Origin of the sequence: Enterococcus saccharolyticus subsp. saccharolyticus (genome assembly GCF_029023825.1) — a bacterium.
GTDB lineage: Bacteria > Bacillota > Bacilli > Lactobacillales > Enterococcaceae > Enterococcus_F > Enterococcus_F saccharolyticus.
Map to the genome: position 1 here is coordinate 712,821 of NZ_CP118957.1, position 16,131 is coordinate 728,951.

17 protein-coding genes and 1 other annotated feature (1 of these 18 cut by a window edge) are annotated in these 16,131 nt (G+C 37.4%); of the genes, 13 read left to right on the top strand and 4 right to left on the bottom strand.

Annotation, left to right across the window (positions count from 1 at the left end):
• Positions 1 to 167 (top strand) — a binding site (T-box leader) (it extends 51 nt beyond the left edge of the window).
• Positions 168 to 234: 67 nt separating this feature from the next.
• Complete coding sequence (ileS, locus tag PYW32_RS03745) at positions 235 to 3,030, top strand: isoleucine--tRNA ligase (protein ID WP_016175662.1); 2,796 nt, start codon at positions 235 to 237, stop codon at positions 3,028 to 3,030.
• 195 nt (positions 3,031 to 3,225) lie between these two features.
• Here ileS and zwf read toward each other — a convergent pair whose 3' ends face one another.
• The 3 genes from zwf to PYW32_RS03760 form a co-directional block, all read right to left on the bottom strand.
• Positions 3,226 to 4,743 carry a glucose-6-phosphate dehydrogenase gene (zwf, locus tag PYW32_RS03750; RefSeq protein WP_016175661.1) on the bottom strand — a complete coding sequence of 506 codons (1,518 nt, stop codon included), beginning with the start codon at positions 4,741 to 4,743 and terminating at the stop codon, positions 3,226 to 3,228.
• Between the two features lie 12 nt (positions 4,744 to 4,755).
• Positions 4,756 to 5,403: a transcriptional regulator EfaR gene (gene efaR / locus PYW32_RS03755; RefSeq protein WP_016175660.1), complete on the bottom strand. Its 648-nt coding sequence runs from the start codon at positions 5,401 to 5,403 to the stop codon at positions 4,756 to 4,758.
• Positions 5,404 to 5,548: 145 nt separating this feature from the next.
• Positions 5,549 to 6,784 carry an aminopeptidase gene (locus PYW32_RS03760; protein ID WP_016175659.1) on the bottom strand — a complete coding sequence of 412 codons (1,236 nt, stop codon included), beginning with the start codon at positions 6,782 to 6,784 and terminating at the stop codon, positions 5,549 to 5,551.
• A 228-nt stretch (positions 6,785 to 7,012) separates the two neighbouring features.
• On the opposite strand from PYW32_RS03760, the gene PYW32_RS03765 reads away from it, so the two are divergent.
• Complete coding sequence (locus PYW32_RS03765; protein WP_016175658.1) at positions 7,013 to 7,600, top strand: TetR/AcrR family transcriptional regulator; 588 nt, start codon at positions 7,013 to 7,015, stop codon at positions 7,598 to 7,600.
• A 34-nt stretch (positions 7,601 to 7,634) separates the two neighbouring features.
• Here PYW32_RS03765 and PYW32_RS03770 read toward each other — a convergent pair whose 3' ends face one another.
• Complete coding sequence (locus PYW32_RS03770; protein WP_016175657.1) at positions 7,635 to 8,075, bottom strand: flavodoxin; 441 nt, start codon at positions 8,073 to 8,075, stop codon at positions 7,635 to 7,637.
• Between the two features lie 159 nt (positions 8,076 to 8,234).
• On the opposite strand from PYW32_RS03770, the gene map reads away from it, so the two are divergent.
• The 11 genes from map to PYW32_RS03825 all read left to right on the top strand — a co-directional run bounded on the left by map (position 8,235) and on the right by PYW32_RS03825 (position 15,995).
• Entirely contained in the window at positions 8,235 to 8,999 is a 765-nt protein-coding gene (gene map / locus PYW32_RS03775; RefSeq protein ID WP_016175656.1) for a type I methionyl aminopeptidase, read from the top strand.
• Positions 9,000 to 9,015: 16 nt separating this feature from the next.
• On the top strand, positions 9,016 to 9,951 hold the full coding sequence (locus PYW32_RS03780; protein WP_016175655.1) for a YihY/virulence factor BrkB family protein: 936 nt from the start codon (positions 9,016 to 9,018) through the stop codon (positions 9,949 to 9,951).
• Positions 9,951 to 11,063, top strand: coding sequence for a glycosyltransferase family 4 protein (locus PYW32_RS03785; protein ID WP_016175654.1), 1,113 nt, complete (start codon positions 9,951 to 9,953; stop codon positions 11,061 to 11,063). Before PYW32_RS03780 ends, PYW32_RS03785 begins: the two co-directional genes overlap by 1 nt.
• A gap of 95 nt (positions 11,064 to 11,158) precedes the next feature.
• A complete protein-coding gene (locus PYW32_RS03790) occupies positions 11,159 to 12,100 on the top strand; it encodes an ABC transporter substrate-binding protein (RefSeq protein ID WP_016175653.1) in 942 nt (313 codons plus the stop codon).
• Positions 12,084 to 12,839 carry an ABC transporter ATP-binding protein gene (locus PYW32_RS03795; protein WP_016175652.1) on the top strand — a complete coding sequence of 252 codons (756 nt, stop codon included), beginning with the start codon at positions 12,084 to 12,086 and terminating at the stop codon, positions 12,837 to 12,839. The genes PYW32_RS03790 and PYW32_RS03795 overlap by 17 nt, the downstream gene beginning before the upstream one ends.
• Positions 12,836 to 13,585: an ABC transporter permease gene (locus PYW32_RS03800; protein WP_016175651.1), complete on the top strand. Its 750-nt coding sequence runs from the start codon at positions 12,836 to 12,838 to the stop codon at positions 13,583 to 13,585. The genes PYW32_RS03795 and PYW32_RS03800 overlap by 4 nt, the downstream gene beginning before the upstream one ends.
• Before the next feature lie 108 nt (positions 13,586 to 13,693).
• Positions 13,694 to 14,140, top strand: a complete 447-nt coding sequence (locus PYW32_RS03805) for a CopY/TcrY family copper transport repressor (protein WP_016175650.1) — start codon at positions 13,694 to 13,696, stop codon at positions 14,138 to 14,140.
• Positions 14,137 to 14,346 carry a copper chaperone CopZ gene (gene copZ, locus PYW32_RS03810; protein WP_016175649.1) on the top strand — a complete coding sequence of 70 codons (210 nt, stop codon included), beginning with the start codon at positions 14,137 to 14,139 and terminating at the stop codon, positions 14,344 to 14,346. The genes PYW32_RS03805 and copZ overlap by 4 nt, the downstream gene beginning before the upstream one ends.
• A gap of 249 nt (positions 14,347 to 14,595) precedes the next feature.
• On the top strand, positions 14,596 to 15,135 hold the full coding sequence (locus tag PYW32_RS03815; RefSeq protein ID WP_016175648.1) for a hypothetical protein: 540 nt from the start codon (positions 14,596 to 14,598) through the stop codon (positions 15,133 to 15,135).
• Positions 15,136 to 15,357: 222 nt separating this feature from the next.
• Positions 15,358 to 15,687 carry a DMT family transporter gene (locus PYW32_RS03820; RefSeq protein WP_016175647.1) on the top strand — a complete coding sequence of 110 codons (330 nt, stop codon included), beginning with the start codon at positions 15,358 to 15,360 and terminating at the stop codon, positions 15,685 to 15,687.
• Complete coding sequence (locus PYW32_RS03825; RefSeq protein ID WP_016175646.1) at positions 15,684 to 15,995, top strand: DMT family transporter; 312 nt, start codon at positions 15,684 to 15,686, stop codon at positions 15,993 to 15,995. Before PYW32_RS03820 ends, PYW32_RS03825 begins: the two co-directional genes overlap by 4 nt.
• Positions 15,996 to 16,131: the final 136 nt, after the last annotated feature.

Sequence of the window (16,131 nt, forward strand, 5' to 3'; positions counted from 1 at the left end):
CGGGGATAGTGGAAGCCCGTCAAAACCCTACAACTAGCCAGATCATCTATGTATCTTGATTTTGAAAGAACAGTAAAAATCAACGGTTAATCTCGTTAGCGATTACTAGAGAAAAACAAATTTTGTTTTTAAACTTTGGGTGGTACCACGACACGTTCGTCCCTATGCGATTAGGGATGAACGTTTTTTTGTTGTCGTTACTCAGATTTAATAGAAGAAAAGGGGCAAACAATAATGAAAATGAAAGAAACGCTACATCTTGGAAAAACAGCTTTTCCAATGCGTGGTAATTTGCCAAACCGTGAAGGAGAATGGCAAAAAGACTGGGAAGAAAAAGATATTTATGGACAACGTCAAAAACTAAATGAAGGAAAACCTTCGTTTGTTTTACATGATGGACCTCCTTATGCGAATGGAAATATCCACATTGGACATTCATTAAATAAAATCAGTAAAGATATTATTGTTCGTTCCAAATCAATGTCGGGTTTTCGTGCTCCTTACGTACCAGGTTGGGATACACATGGATTACCAATTGAACAAGTATTAGCTAAAAAAGGCGTTAAACGTAAAGAAATGGATATGGCTGAATACCGCCAAAAATGTTACGATTATGCGTTAACGCAAGTTGATACACAAAGAAATGATTTTAAACGTTTGGGTGTAGCTGGTGACTGGGAAAATCCATATATCACATTAACACCAGATTATGAAGCGGCTGAAATCCGCGTATTTGGTAAAATGGCTGAAAATGGTTATATCTACAAAGGATTAAAACCAATTTATTGGTCACCATCAAGTGAGTCTTCATTAGCAGAAGCGGAAATTGAATACCAAGATGTTAAATCACCATCTATTTACGTTGCCTTTAAAGTAGCAGATGGCAAAGGGGTATTAGACGAAGATACATCATTTGTTATCTGGACAACAACACCTTGGACATTGCCTGCAAACTTAGGAATTTCAGTGAATCCAGAATATACGTATGTACAAATTAAGGCAGATGGACGTAAATTTGTCGTTGCAAAAGATTTATTAGAAACTGTTCAACAAGCAATTGGTTGGGAATCAGTTGAAGTTTTACAAGAGATTTCAGGTGAAAAACTAGAAAATATGACCGGACAACATCCATTCTATGATCGTACTTCACTAGTTATGCTTGGTGATCACGTGACATTAGATGCTGGTACTGGTTTAGTTCATACTGCTCCTGGACACGGAGAAGATGACTACATTGTCAGCAAAAAATATGGGTTACCAGTTATTTCACCAGTGGATAACCGTGGTTGTTTTACCGAAGAAGCGCCAGGATTTGAAGGAATCTTCTACGATAAAGCCAACTCTATGATTACTGATTTATTAACAGAAAAAGATGCCTTGTTGAAACTTGATTTCTTCACACATAGCTATCCGCATGACTGGCGTACGAAAAAACCAGTTATCTATCGTGCGACACCACAATGGTTTGCATCAATTGATAAATTCCGTCAAAATATCTTAGACGAAATTGAAAAAGTTGACTGGATTATTCCTTGGGGGAAAACACGTTTGTATAACATGATTCGTGACCGTGGCGATTGGGTTATCTCTCGTCAACGTGCATGGGGCGTACCATTACCAGTATTTTATGCTGAAAATGGTGAAGAAATCATTACACCAGAAACGATTGAACATGTTGCCAATTTATTTGAAGAGCATGGATCAAATATCTGGTTTGAACGTGATGCCAAAGATTTACTGCCAGCAGGCTTTACTCATCCAGGTTCGCCAAATGGTGAGTTTACAAAAGAAACAGATATCATGGATGTATGGTTTGACTCAGGTTCTTCACATGAAGCAGTTCTACGTCAAAGAGAAGAGTTAACTTTCCCAGCAGATATGTACCTTGAAGGTTCTGATCAATACCGCGGTTGGTTCAACTCAAGTATTACAACAAGTGTTGCGATTAATGGTGTTGCACCTTACAAAGCTGTGTTATCTCAAGGATTTACTTTAGATGGTGAAGGTCGCAAAATGAGTAAATCTTTGGGTAATACAATTGCTCCTGAAAAAGTGATTAATCAAATGGGTGCAGACATCTTGCGTTTATGGGTAAGCAGTGTGGACTATGAAGCAGACGTACGTGTATCAATGGATATCTTAAATCAAGTATCAGAAGTGTACCGTAAAATCCGTAATACCATGCGTTTCTTATTAGCAAATACATCTGATTTTGATCCAAAAGATAGTGTGGCTTTTGATGATTTACGTTCAGTGGATAAATACATGACGGTTCGTTTAAATCAAGTGATTCAAGAAATTCGCGAAAAAGGTTATGAACAATATAATTTCCTACACATCTATCGTACGGTGATGAATTTCTTAACCGTTGAATTGTCTTCTTTCTATTTAGATTTTGCGAAAGATGTTGTTTATATCGAAGCAGAAGATGATTACCAACGTCGTTGCATGCAAACTGTGTTCTATCAAACAGCAGTTGCTTTAACAAAATTATTGACGCCAATTATTCCACATACGGCTGAAGAAATCTGGTCACACTTGAAAGAAGATGAGGAATATGTTCAATTAGCAGAATTCCCTGAATATCAAGAGTTTCCAAATCAAGCAGAGTTATTAGATACATGGTCTGCATTTATGGATTTCCGCGATAACGTCTTAAAAGCATTAGAAGTAGCTCGTAATGAAAAATTAATCGGTAAATCATTAGAAGCTAAAGTCACGATTTACCCATCAGAGCCGGTTCAAACACTTCTAACAGCAGTAGATACGAATTTAGCGCAGTTATTAATTGTTTCTCCTGATTTCTTTGAAGTGAAATCAGCAGGTACTGATGTTCCAGAACAAGCGCAAAAATTTGAAGATGTTGCAATTTTAGTTGAAAAAGCAGAAGGCGAAGTTTGCGAACGTTGTCGTCAAGTGAAGAACAGTGTGGGTTCTCATGAAGAATTACCTACATTATGCTCACATTGTGCGGAAGTAGTAGCAAAAGAATTCCCAGAAGCAGTATCAGAAGGATTTGAAACAAAATAAGAAAAAAAGCGCAATCGATTTTAGTCGATTGCGCTTTTTTATGGTGGAAATGAATAGGGCTGTGATATAAGAAAAAACAACCGAACGATGTAAAGTGAAAGATGCTCATTTTCAGTCATTTGCGATACGAAACTACTGAATCGCAAGAGCAACTTCTCTATCGTTCGGTTGTTTTACTAGTAAAGCTAATTTCTTTTAATCTAATAAATTGCGTTCACGGTACCATTCATCGGGTGTCCAAATCCATTCGAAACCATCTTTTGCTAATAAATCGTAGGCTTCTTTAGGACCCATTGTACGTGCTGGATATTGAGGGACATCTGAAGAATCTTGATCCCATGCTTGACGAATAACGTCAACGACACGCCATGATTGAGCAACTTCATCCCAGTGTGTGAAGTTTGTCCCGTCACCATTTAGCGCATCAAGCATTAATTTTTCATAGGCTTCTGGAGTGTTTGAAATCACTTCAGCGCTATTACGATGATCAAGGCTTAGTGGTAACATTGTAAATCCTGGGCCAACTTCTTTGCCATTTAATGATAAAGAGAAACCTTCAGTTGGCTGGATATAAATAGTTAACACGTTAGGTGAAAGTTTTTGTTCACATGTTGCACCAACAGATGACTTGAACACGTTAACTGGCACTTGTTTGAAAACAATATTGATACGTGTGCCTTTTTCTGTTAGACGTTTCCCTGTACGAACATAGAAAGGAACGCCAGACCAACGGAAATTGTCAATTACGAATTTACCAGCAACAAAGGTTTCTGTTTTTGAATCCGAATCAACATTTAATTCTTCTTTATAGCCAGGGATTGCTTCACCATCGAATTTACCTGCGCTGTATTGGCCGCGGATAAAGTTTTTAGCTACTTCTTCTGGTGTATACACACGAACCGCTTCTAACGCTTTAATTTTTTCTGAACGAATTTCTTTTTCAGAGAAGGCAACGGGTGGTTCCATTGCTAATAAAGCTAAAACTTGTAAGATATGGTTTTGTACCATGTCTTTTAATGCACCACTTTTATCGTAATAGCCACCACGTTCTTCTACACCTAAATCTTCAGCGATGTTAATTTGAACGTTATCGATGAAACGATTGCTCCATAGAGATTCAAAAATGCTATTTGCAAAACGAATCGCTGAAATGTTTTGAATCATTTCTTTTCCTAAGTAATGATCGATACGGTAAATATCTTCTTCTTCAAATACGGTGGCAATTTCTTCATTTAATTGACGAGCTGTTTCGTAATCCGTTCCAAAAGGTTTTTCAATAATGACACGATGGTAACCAGTCACATTTAACATGCCTTGTGATTTTAAATGAGCAACGATAGTGCCAAAAAAGTTAGGTGACATTGCCAAGTAAAAGAGACGATTGCCTTCTAATTGATATTTTTGATCTAATTCATCAGATAATTTTTTCAACGTATCGTAATGTTCTGTATCTTGAACATCATGTGATTGATAGTAAAAGTGAGAAGAGAATGCTTCTGCTTCTTCGGGTGTTGGATTTAATCCAACAATTGTTTCTTTTACGATGTTACGATAAACTTCATCGCTCCAAGGGCGTCGAGCTGTACCAATAACTGCAAATGATTCAACCAAATCACCTTTGCGGTACAAGCGGAATAGAGAAGGGTATAGCTTTCTTTGGGCTAAGTCACCTGTTGCACCAAAAATTGTAAACAAAACCTTTTTTTCGTTCATTTAGTTCACTCCTTATAGTTTATCAACGAATATTGTGCTGGCTGCTTTGTAACTGACGGCGAGCGTCTTTTCATGATTTTGAATTGTAATAGGACCTTCGTACGCAGCAACATCAATGATTTCATATTCTTCATGTAGCTTCAAATCAATAGAAACAAGATAATCTAATAACTCACGCTCATCTAAAACACGAGCAATTTTGATTCGTGTTCCTTTCGGATAAGTGCTAAGTGTTTCTCTTTTTTTCTCATGAATTGTTTGTGTTTCTTTCGGGATCATGCCACCATGGGGACAATACTCTGGATGATTTAAGTAAATTTCAAGACGATGAGCGAGTGTATCTGATGTGACGTGTTCAAGTACTTCGGCGTCATCATGAACTTCATTCCAAGAATAGTTGAGGTGTTCTACGAGAAATACTTCCCATAATCGGTGTCTGCGAATCAGCGAACTCGCTTTTTCTAAACCAGCAGTGGTTAATTGCACACCTTGATAAGGAGTATGTTTGACTAATCCTTCTTTAACGAGTTTAGAAATCATCTCACTGACAGAAGCAGCAGAAATGGCTAAACCAGATACAATTTGTTTATTGCTGATTTGCCGTTGGTCGCCGCCAAGTTCTAAAATCAGTTTTAGATAATCTTCACGATTTGGTGTCATTATGAATCATCCCTTCTGTATGAAGTAAATTCTATCAAAATTTTTCCTTTTTTACTATGCAAAATGATTGAGAAAATAAAGAAAATATTCAAAAAAATGGAAGCAAAAACGAAATACTCGTTTTTGCTTCCATTTTTCTCGGTTTTTAAGCCCAATCGCCGTTTCTGAAAATTGGTACAGTGCTACCATCTTTACGCACACCGTCGATATTCATTTCAGCAGAACCAATCATAAAGTCAACGTGTGTTTGACTACGATTTAAACCAGCTTCGGTTAATTCTTCTTCCGACATTTCTGTTCCACCTTGTAAGTTAAACGCATAAGCAGAACCAAAAGCTAAATGATTTGAGGCATTTTCATCAAATAAGGTATTGAAGAAAATAATCCCAGATTGAGAAATTGGTGAAGGGTCTGGAACTAAAGCAACTTCTCCTAAGCGACGTGCACCTTCATCAGTATCTAATAATTTGGCTAAGACTTCTTCGCCTTGTTCCGCAGAGAAATCAACTACTTTGCCATCTTTGAAAGTAAATGTCATTCCTGAAATAATTGTTCCAGCATAACTTAATGGTTTAGTACTTGACACAACACCATCGACACGACGACTATCGGGAGCAGTGAAGACTTCTTCGGTTGGCATATTTGCCATGAATTTTTCACCACGTGCATTAAAACTACCGGCACCTTCCCATAAGTGGCCTTTTGGTAAGCCAATTGTTAAATCAGTACCTGGGGCTGTATAGTGTAATGAATCAAATTGCTCTGCATTTAATTCATTCGCTTTTTCTTGTAACGTTTCGTCATGTTTTTTCCAAGCGGCAATCGGATCTTCTGTATAAATACGCGTTGTTTTGAAAATTTGATCCCATAACGCATCTTGCGCAGCTTCTTCTGATAAATCTGGGAAAACTTTTTTGGCCCATTCGCTACCAGCAGCAGCGACAACCGTCCAACTAACTTTATTTGATTGTGTCGCTAAACGTAATTTGTGCATGGCTTTCCCCATTGCTAGTTGGAAAGCAGCGACACGTTCAGGATCAACCCCTGCAAGGGAACCAGGATCAGCAGATACAACGCTAATACGGCTTGCACCTTTCTCAATCCAATCTTCTGTTTGATCGATTTTATGTTGAGGGACTGTCTCGATACGATCATTTGCTGCATGTGTTAAAAATTCTTTTTGAATGGTGTCATCTGACCATTGTACGACAACTTCGTCTGCACCTAATTCGTAAGCTTTTTTAGTAATTAAGCGGGCAAGAGGAGCTTGCTCTACACTAATTTGTAAGACCACTGTATGTGATTCTTGTACATTGACACCAACTTCAGCAATCAGTTGGGCATATTTTTCAAGATTTTCGTTAAAATTTGCTAAAACCATTGTTTTTTTCCTCCTAAAAATCATCTGTTTCCATAATAACACTAACTAAAAATCAATACAATTTAGAAGGGGGCAAAGCGCAAAAATGAAAGTTGTTAAAAAAGGATAAAATTTGTTTTTTTATTGTAAATAAAATAGACTGAATTTTGAATTATTTGAAAAACATGTTAAAATGAACAAAACGTATTTGTGAAAGCGGTATATATTAATGTAAGGAGACCGGAGATTATGGCAAGAAAAAAAACTATCACAAGAGATCAAATATTGAATGCTGCTTATGAAGTTGTTGCAAAAGAAGGTTTTTCCCGTTTTACTGCTCGAAACATCGCAGCTAAAATGAAATGTTCAACTCAACCTATTTATCTAGAATTTAAAAATATGGATGAATTGAAAAAGGTATTAGTGAAAGAAATCATTACAAAACTTTCAACAAAAATGTTAAGTAAAGAAGTGACCGGAAATAAATTAGTCGATTTAGGAATTAATTATATTGAGTTTGCGATTGAAGAAAAGCAATTATATAAAGCTCTTTATTTAGAAGGCGAAACAGAGATTGCCGATTTAGAAGAATATTCGTACGACTATTTTTATCATACAGTTATCCAAGGTACCGAATACGAGGAATTATCTAAAGACAAACTGCTTTCACTGTATACAGGTTTTTGGATTGTTGTTTCTGGCGTAGCTGCGTTAACTTCTTCAAATATTATCACACCGACAAGAGAAGAAATCATCGAATTGTTGGAAGATTCCTTTGATATGATAAAAACAAACAATCGTCCATTGGATCTTTCATTCAAAACATTGCATCTATAAAAAAAAGAACGTCGCAATTTCACGACGTTCTTTTTTAGACTTTTTCCACTAAAGCTTTTGCAAAGGCCTCAAGGTTTTGAATATCTTCTTCTTCAGCTGCTAGGTCAACTTTAACATTTTCTGCACCTTTAACAGCACCCGTTTTAAGGAAGGCTTCTTCAAAATCATCGACTGCTTTACAGAAGAAATCGTAAAAAGTATCACCTGAACCACACACACCAAAGATTTTTCCTGTTAAATCTAATTCTAATAAATCATCATAAAAATCCATGATTTCATCCGGTAAGTGTCCGTCATCATATGTGTATGTAGCTAACACGCAAATATCTGCATCTTCAAAATCTGCTGCATCCACTTGTGTACATTCATCTATTTCAACTTCAATGCCCATATCTTCCATAGTTTCAGCAACGATATCCGCAATTTCTTCGGTATTTCCAGTCATACTTGCATAAATAATTTTTGCTAAGGTCATAATATCCTCCTGTATGTGTTTCAAACTTCTAGATTTAGGTTGATTATAGCAAAATAAACGTCTTATGGAAACTATCGGTTAAACTGGATAGACGGAATTTGGAAAAAAGTTCCTTCCTATGGTAAAATAGATAAGATTTCAACAAAGGGGATAAGAAGAATGATTACATTAAAATCACAAAGAGAAATTGATCGTATGGCAGAATCAGGTGCCTTATTAGCTGATGTTCATAAACAACTACGTACATTTATTAAACCAGGTATTACAAGTTGGGATATCGAAGTGTTTGTTCGCGATTACATTGAAAGCCATGGTGGAGTTGCTGCACAAATTGGTTTTGAAGGATATAAATATGCGACTTGTTGCAGTATTAATGACGAAATTTGTCATGGTTTCCCAAGAAAAAAAGTCTTGAAACAAGGCGATTTGATTAAAGTCGACATGTGTATCGATTTAAAAGGTGCTATTTCAGATTCTTGTTGGTCTTATTCTGTAGGTGAACCAACACCTGAAGTGAAAAGATTGATGGAAGTGACAAAGAAAGCTTTATATCTAGGAATTGAACAAGCGCAAGTCGGCAATCGAATTGGTGATATTGGTCATGCAATTCAAACTTATGCAGAAGCAGAAGGTTATGGTGTCGTACGTGACTTTATCGGTCATGGGATTGGGCCTACGATTCATGAAAGCCCAGCGGTTCCTCACTATGGTGAAGCTGGTAAAGGACTACGCTTAAAAGAAGGCATGGTTATTACGATTGAACCAATGATTAACACGGGGACATGGAAAATGAAAATGGATCCCAACGGTTGGACAGCATATACCTTAGATGGTGGTTTAAGTTGCCAATACGAGCATAGTTTAGCAATTACTAAAGAAGGACCACGTATCTTGACTTCTCAAGGTGAAGAGGGAACTTACTAATATAAAGGAGAAGGCGATGGGTGCACTAAAAAAATTCCAAGCGAATAAAGAGGTGACACGCTTTATCCAAACTGTAAAAGCGCGTGTGACTGATTCAGAATTAAGTACGAGTTCGATTGTTGTCGCGTATTATTTGTTGCTTTCCTTGTTTCCTTTGCTAATTGCTGTGGGGAATTTACTCCCGTTTTTGAAGATTAACCCTAATACGGTGTTGCCTTATATTCAAGAGGTGATTCCAGAACCAGTCTATGATTTTTTAGGTCCAGCAATTCAAGACCTTTTGACACAAGGTTCAGGAAGTATGTTATCTATTTCAGCAATTGCTACGTTATGGTCGGCAAGTCAAAGTATTAATGCGTTACAAAAAGCGATGAATAAAGCCTATGGCGTAGAAGAACGCGGCAATTTTATTATTGTTCGTATCGTATCCGTGTTTGTCGTTGTGTTATTATTAATTGCTATTGTCGGAGTGACTCTAGTTGTCGGTTCAGGTAAACTTATTTTAGATCAGTTGCAACCGATTTTACTATTTTCTGATGATATTATTCGAACGTTCCAAACCGTGAAATGGCCATTAACAATTGTTACGATGATGACGTTGATGAGTGTCATTTATTGGATTGGACCGAATGTGAAAGTTCGCTTGCGTTCTGTTCTTCCAGGAGCCGCTTTTGCCACCATTGGCTGGATGTTATTGTCCCAAGTTTTCGGCTTGTATGCACAATACTTTGCTGCAAGAGTGAGTGGGTATCAAATCATTGGAAGTTTTGTGGTTCTGATGCTCTGGTTAAACTTTGCTGCGACCGTTATTGTATTAGGAGGCGTTCTTAATGCAGTTGTGGAAGAATTTGTAGGTGGCGAAGTTGTGGAGCGGACAGGACCAGTTGATAAAGTAAAAAAAGGATTCAAAAAGCATTGGTTCAAAAAGAGTGATGAAAGTGAGAAAAGCTAATGGGATTTACATTTCAATTTATTGTAAGACTATTTCTAACGATGCTACTTTCAATCATCTTAACACCATTAATCAAACTCCTGGCGTTTAAAATGGGCGCAGTTGATAAACCCGGAGAACGGCGAATTAACAAAAAGACGATGCCGACTGCCGGTGGATTGAGTATTTTTCTTTCCTTCTCCATTGCGGTGTTATGGGAGTTTAGTGATACCTTAGATGTTCATCGGATTTGGCCGATGCTTCTAGGGGCAACGATTGTCGTAATCACAGGCTTGTTGGATGATGTCTTTGAATTATCGCCTATGCAAAAAACGATAGGTTTAACACTAGCAGCGTTAGAAATTTATTTCCTTGCAGGTATTCGGATTAGTACTGTTTCGATTCCATTCATTGGTTACTTTGATTTAGGATGGTTAAGTTTACCAGTAACTTTATTGTGGATTTTAGCAATTACGAACGCAGTAAACCTGATTGATGGGTTAGATGGCTTAGCTGCCGGTGTTTCAATTATTGCGCTAGTCACAATTGGATTAGTTAGTTATTTCTTTTTACCAAGCAATGGTGTGATTTTAGCCGTATTAATCTTTACGTTAGTTGCAGCAATTATTGGTTTCTTTCCCTATAATTTCTATCCAGCAACCATCTTTTTGGGTGATACGGGCGCCTTGTTTTTAGGGTTTATGATTTCTGTCTTTTCGTTACAAGGACTCAAAAATGCGACATTTATTTCAGTAGTAACGCCAATGTTTATTTTGGGCGTACCGATTACGGATACGATTTATGCGATGATTCGTCGTCGGTTTAACAATCAACCTATTTCTTCTGCTGATAAAATGCACTTGCATCATCGTTTGTTATCACTAGGTTTTACTCATCGTGGGGCAGTGTTAACGATTTATGCGATGGCAATGGTCTTCTCATTTATTGCATTATTGATGAATTATGCCAGTAATTGGGCAATTATTTTACTCATCATTTCTACAACATTTGGGTTAGAATTATTTATCGAATTAATTGGTTTGGTTGGTGAAAACCGTCAACCATTGATGAAAACATTGAAATTCTTAGGTAATCGTAGTTATCGTCAAGAAGTTATGAAGAAGAAGAAGTAAAACATTTATCTGCGTGGATAAATGTTTTTTCTTTTTTCAGGAGAAATAGTGGTAAAATAAGTAGTTGAGAAGAACGTAAGAAAGGATTTAATGACATGAAAAAATTACTTGTAAGTTTTGGTTTAGTCGCATTATTGTTAGCAGGATGTGGGCAATCTGGAGATGAAAAAACAGAGGGTTCTAAAGAAACGGCGCCGGTTGTGACTGTCGGGGTGATGCCTTCTACCGATAATATGCCTTTTATTGTGGCACATGAACAAGGATTTGATAAAAAACATGGCGTGACAATTGAGTTAGAAACGTTTAAGTCAGGAAAAGATCGTGATGCTGCCTTTCAAGCAGGAACAGTAGATGGCATTAATGCCGATTTAGTGGGAGTAGCGGCTTATTTACAAGGTGGTATGGATGTTAAAATTACTAGTGCAACTTTTGGCCAATTTGATTTAATTGCTACTCCGGAAACTACATCCGTAGAAGAATTAAAAGGCAAAGAAGTGATTGTTTTAAAAAATCAAGGACCTGAATATGCTGTCGACCAAATTTTGGCACAATCTGGTATGACAGGTGCAGATGTCAAAATTGTAGATGTCCCTCAAGTCCCAAGTCGTGTTGAATTATTACAAAATAATCAAGCGGCAGCGGCCATTTTACCTGAACCATTTGTGACAATGACCACAACAAAAGGCATGACCAATTTAGGCTCAACGCGTAGTATAGGAATTAATCCGTTTGTTTTGTGTTTTACGACAGCTGTCATTGATGAAGAAGCGGAAGCGTTGAAAGGAATGTATGATGCGTATAATGAAGCCGTCGATTGGATGCAAGCACACGATCAATCGGAGTATATTCAATTATTTGTCGATGAGATTGGTTTTCCAGAAGAGTTAAAAGAGGAAATCCAAGTGCCTGACTATCCACATGCCGAACAAGCGACGGAAACCGATATTACGAAGGCCTTTGATTGGGCAACTGAAAAAGGTATTTTGAAAGAAACAATTGAACCAAAGGACGTATTAAGTGATGTCTACTTCAAATAAGCAATTTCAATTAAGAACAGTTTCTTTTCAGATTGAAAAGAAACCGATTCTTCAAGATGTTTCGCTCACGTTGGAAGGACAGAAAATTTATGCGTTAATTGGTGCTTCAGGCGCGGGTAAAACTACGTTACTACAACTTTTGGCAGGATTGAAGCAACCAACGAATGGCACACTTCAGTTTGGGAATCAGACTCCCAAAGAGATCGTTATTTCATTGGTGCCGCAAGAATACGGATTGCTACCGTGGCAAACCGCACGGCAAGCTGTTTTAGCAGGAAGAAAAATTAGTCGCCAACAAGGAATCACGCCAACAGATCAAGCCTTCGTTTCGCAGTTGTTTGAAAAAATGCAGTTGACTGCAGTCGCCGATAAATACCCGAATCAATTAAGTGGTGGGCAAAAACAACGGGTTGCGATTACGCGCGGATTGGCGAGCCAAAGTGAACTGTTATTGATGGACGAACCATTTTCGGCATTAGATGCTTTTACTAGAGAAACAGCCCAACAATTATTCTTAGATAGTTGGCATGAAGCGCCACGATTGACAGTATTTGTAACCCATGACATTGAAGAAGCATTATTGTTAGCACATGAAGTCATTGTGTTAGAATCGAATCCGGGACGTGTTAAGCAGATCATTACCTCGCCTTTTCAAGAAAAACAACAACTTGCTGATGAACGTCAATCTGAATTACTTTTTCAAACCACACGTTTGTTGCGAAAGGAGATTGAAGGATGAAAAAAAGCAGTCGCCAATTAATCGGTGCATTCGCAGCTGTAGCCTTAATCGTAGGTATGTGGTGGATAGGAAGTCTCGCCTTACAAAAACCATTATTGCCGACACCATGGTTGGTTTTTGCACGTATCCCGGAGTTATTTGTAGCAGGCATGTTCCAACATTTACAAGCTAGTTTTTATCGCGTGGTTGTTGGCATTGTTCTTTCGATTATGGGAGGATTTGGTTTAGGCTTAGTGATGGGGAGTTTTCCGAAGTGGAATCAATTTTTTGATCCATTGATTTATTTGACGTATCCGATTCCTAAAATGGCGTTATTACCAATTGTGATGTTGTTAGGAGGATTAGGTGATGCTTCCAAAATCACCATGATTGTCTTAATTGTTTTGCCGCAAGTGACCATTTCTGTGCGCGATGCTGTCAGAGAGGTTCCCAACCATTATTATGATGTTTATCGAGGTTTAAAGGCGAATCGTTGGCAACAGTTTGTTGCTATTACGTTTCCAGCAACTTTACCAGCGATGTTTAGCTCGACGCGTATTTCATTAGGGACTGCCATTTCTATTTTATTCTTTACTGAGAATTATGGAACGGAATTTGGGATGGGCTATTTCATTATGGATGCTTGGACACGCATGGATTATCCAGCGATGTATGGCGGCATTTTGGTTCTAAGCAGCTTTGGTTTCTTTTTATTTCTCTTGATGGATTTTCTTTCAGGGTATTTCTTTAAATGGCAACGCAAATAAGTACAGGTTCCAGAAAAATTATTTCTGGAATCTTTTTTTCAAGTACAAGTATTTATTTTTGACAAAAATAGATTACAGTTGTAAATTATATAAGAAGGAGGGATGTTGATGTCCACAATCAATGAGCCCGTAAAAATTAGTGATTCGGAGTGGGAAGTGATGCGTGTGATTTGGAACAATGACCAAATCGATGCTGCGACAATTAATGAACTTCTAAGTGAATCAAAAGGGTGGAAAATTGCCACAATTAAAACCCTGTTAGGGCGATTAGTAAAAAAAGATGTTTTACATACTGAACGAGAAGGAAAAAAATTTCTTTATTCCGCAAAGGTGAGTGAAGCCGAGACGGTACGTAGTGCAACCGAAAATTTGTTTTCACATATCTGTGCACGAAAAGCTGGTCAAACCATTGCGGATTTAATTGCTGAAGTTGAATTAACTGCCAACGATATTCAAGCGATTCAAGAAGAATTGGCCCAAAAACAACCCGTAAAAGAGATTGCTTGTAATTGTATCCCAGGTCAGTGTGAGTGCAAAAAGGAGGAGCATCAGTGAAACAAAAATTTACGATTAATGGTATGAGCTGTGATCATTGTGCCAACCGTGTTGAGACAACGATTAATGAATTACCTGGTATTCAAAAAGTAAAAATTCATTTGAAAAAAGGGCAAGGTGTTGTGAAATTTGACGACACACAAGTAAGTGCAGATGAGATTGCAAAAAAAGTAACCGAAATTGGCTATGAAACAACTGTCGCTTAACAATCTCAGACAGGAAACTTTTCGCTAAGACTAATTATTTGATAGAAAGTAACCGATAGATAGAATGTAGATTCATCTATCGGTTACTTTTTGTTTGAGGAAAACTATTTTCCACCTAGACACACGAACGTATGTTTGTTAAAATGAAAAAGAAATCGTTTGTGGATTTCACCATATTTTTTTGGTTGGAATGAAATCTATAGGAAAAGTTATGATATAATGTGAAAGTTAAGACAAGGAGGGGAAAAAATGGAACTGAAAAAGTTGGAAGTTCCCACAACTTCAATAACCGAAGTGAAGAAGTCTCCCATGGACGTATTTAGCCAAGCGCGCGAAGCTGGGACAGCTGTGTATGTATTCAATCGTGAAAAAGTCGCAGGTGTGATGCTAACGCAAGAGCAGTATGAAACATTGCTGCAAGAATTACATGAATTACGAGCACGTCCTAGCCAACAGTCCACGCATGAAGTGGAACCTGAACCAGTAACGGTCAGTGGGATGGAAGATTTTTCTCATACATTGCGCAAAGCATTGATTACGGGGGCAACAATGTCTGCGAAAAATGTGGATGAACGAATGGTTGCGTTAGGTTTTATTACGAAAAAGACGGGTTTTGGTGGCGTAGTAGATATGATTCATGAATTAAATGAGACAGGCAAACTTGTCTACCAATTACGTAAAAAAGCAGACGATAAAACAGTTGTTGCGGAAATTATTGCTGAACACGACAATAATTCGCATTTATTTGATAAATTAATTATTCGAAAAATCTATTTAAAAACAATTTAATAAAAAACCGAAGTCACTATAATGTGAAACCTAAAAATGAGACCAAAATCTAACTTTTAGGTTCAGCACATTGCTTCGGTTTTTTGTTAGTTGACTTTAAATGAGAGAATGAGTATAATTCAGGGAAATAAAAAATTCACATCGCCGGATGGACGCAAGAAACTAACTTTTAGGCCTCGTAAGTTAGTTTGTTGCTTTTTTTGCGTTTAAGGAGGAAAAAAGATGGCATTTACAAAATTATTAATTGCCGGATTACTAGAAATTTTATGGGCGTTTACGTTAGGAAAGAGTGCTGGGTTCACACAACTTGGGTGGGGTGTTGCAACAGTCTTTTTGTTACTAATTAGTTTGTATTTCTTAGAATCTGTCGTACAAGTATTTGGTGTAGGAGTGACGTATGCTGTTTTTACTGGAATTGGCACAGCAGGGACAGCAATTTTAGATAGTGTTGTTTTTCATGAACCGACCAATCTATTGAAATTAATTAGTTTGTTTGTTTTATTAGCAGGGATTATTGGATTGAAATTAACCAATCAGGAGGTAAGCCAATGAGTTGGTTATTATTAGGAATTGCTGGATTAATGGAATTGGTATTTGTTATTTGCTTAGAAAAAGCGAATCGTGGACATAAAGTTTGGTTGCTGTTTTCAGTTATGGCCATTTTAATTTCGATTTACTTATTAGGACAAGCCACAAATTATGTTTCATTAGGGGTGGCATATGCGGTATGGACAGGGATTGGTTCTGTTTTGACGGTCGGTTATGGGATTTTATTTTTAGGCGAAAGTCGTAGCAAATTAAAATTATTTTTTGTGGCATTAATTGTTGTTGGGATTATTGGATTAAAAGTATTTAGTTAATTTTTAAAAAGCGCTGAACAAAGTCAAAACAAAAGCGTCGAATAATGACGAGTGAAATCACTCAATCTAATGAGCGAATGTGCTAGCATACATGCTCTCATTCGAACAAGTTGTGCTTAAATGAATCGGATAGAAC

Excerpts from the sequence above, each read along its gene's own strand:
- ileS (WP_016175662.1), top strand. The coding sequence starts at position 235 with ATGAAAATGAAAGAAACGCTACATCTTGGAAAAACAGCTTTTCCAATG.
- zwf (WP_016175661.1), bottom strand. The coding sequence starts at position 4,743 with ATGAACGAAAAAAAGGTTTTGTTTACAATTTTTGGTGCAACAGGTGAC.
- efaR (WP_016175660.1), bottom strand. The coding sequence starts at position 5,403 with ATGACACCAAATCGTGAAGATTATCTAAAACTGATTTTAGAACTTGGC.
- PYW32_RS03760 (WP_016175659.1), bottom strand. The coding sequence starts at position 6,784 with ATGGTTTTAGCAAATTTTAACGAAAATCTTGAAAAATATGCCCAACTG.
- PYW32_RS03765 (WP_016175658.1), top strand. The coding sequence starts at position 7,013 with ATGGCAAGAAAAAAAACTATCACAAGAGATCAAATATTGAATGCTGCT.
- PYW32_RS03770 (WP_016175657.1), bottom strand. The coding sequence starts at position 8,075 with ATGACCTTAGCAAAAATTATTTATGCAAGTATGACTGGAAATACCGAA.
- map (WP_016175656.1), top strand. The coding sequence starts at position 8,235 with ATGATTACATTAAAATCACAAAGAGAAATTGATCGTATGGCAGAATCA.
- PYW32_RS03780 (WP_016175655.1), top strand. The coding sequence starts at position 9,016 with ATGGGTGCACTAAAAAAATTCCAAGCGAATAAAGAGGTGACACGCTTT.
- PYW32_RS03785 (WP_016175654.1), top strand. The coding sequence starts at position 9,951 with ATGGGATTTACATTTCAATTTATTGTAAGACTATTTCTAACGATGCTA.
- PYW32_RS03790 (WP_016175653.1), top strand. The coding sequence starts at position 11,159 with ATGAAAAAATTACTTGTAAGTTTTGGTTTAGTCGCATTATTGTTAGCA.
- PYW32_RS03795 (WP_016175652.1), top strand. The coding sequence starts at position 12,084 with ATGTCTACTTCAAATAAGCAATTTCAATTAAGAACAGTTTCTTTTCAG.
- PYW32_RS03800 (WP_016175651.1), top strand. The coding sequence starts at position 12,836 with ATGAAAAAAAGCAGTCGCCAATTAATCGGTGCATTCGCAGCTGTAGCC.
- PYW32_RS03805 (WP_016175650.1), top strand. The coding sequence starts at position 13,694 with ATGTCCACAATCAATGAGCCCGTAAAAATTAGTGATTCGGAGTGGGAA.
- PYW32_RS03815 (WP_016175648.1), top strand. The coding sequence starts at position 14,596 with ATGGAACTGAAAAAGTTGGAAGTTCCCACAACTTCAATAACCGAAGTG.
- PYW32_RS03820 (WP_016175647.1), top strand. The coding sequence starts at position 15,358 with ATGGCATTTACAAAATTATTAATTGCCGGATTACTAGAAATTTTATGG.
- PYW32_RS03825 (WP_016175646.1), top strand. The coding sequence starts at position 15,684 with ATGAGTTGGTTATTATTAGGAATTGCTGGATTAATGGAATTGGTATTT.